This is a genomic window from Acinetobacter sp. GFQ9D191M (genome assembly GCF_011174875.1).
Classification (GTDB): Bacteria; Pseudomonadota; Gammaproteobacteria; order Pseudomonadales; family Moraxellaceae; genus Acinetobacter.
On record NZ_JAALGV010000048.1, the window covers coordinates 1 to 557 of the forward strand.

The 557-nt window shown below is 43.1% G+C and carries 1 pseudogene and 1 other annotated feature; the pseudogene reads left to right on the top strand.

Features of this window, described 5'->3' with window-relative positions:
- A pseudogene (locus tag G5T77_RS08370) lies at positions 1-557 on the top strand (IS3 family transposase); the annotation flags it as partial.
- Positions 57-173 (top strand) — a sequence feature (AL1L pseudoknot). (Overlaps the previous pseudogene by 117 nt.)

A 557-nucleotide genomic window follows, 5' to 3' on the forward strand; every position in this document is an offset into this window, starting at 1 on the left:
ATGGAACGTGAAATTAAAGAATTAAAGCGTGCCAATGAAATTCTACGTAAAGCAGCCGCTTTTTTCGCCCAGGCGGAGCTCGACCGCCCACACAAATAATGGTGGATTTCATCCATAACAATAAAGATCGATATGGTGTTGATGCGATTTGTAGGATTTTACCGATCGCAGCTTCACCCTATTACCGGATTCTAGGTCTCGTTGATGAAAAGCATCGCTTTGCAAGGGAACATCGAGCAAAGCGAGATTTACATCACTTGCATCATGCTGAGGAGATTAAACGAATTTGGAAGGAAAGTTCAGGTCAGTATGGTGTGCGTAAGGTCTGGCAAAAACTGAAACGTGAAGGCTATATTATTGCACGCTGTACTGTTGCTCGATTAATGAAAAAGCCAGGTCCACAAGGTGTTTAGCGTGGTAAGAATAAACAAACCACCCGTAGCCGAGATGACCAAAAACGAGCACCTGACTTGGTGAAACGGAATTTTAGAGCTGATCAGCCTAATCACCTTACGAAACAGTGTTTCTCAGGTTGCTGACTTTACGTATATTCAAAC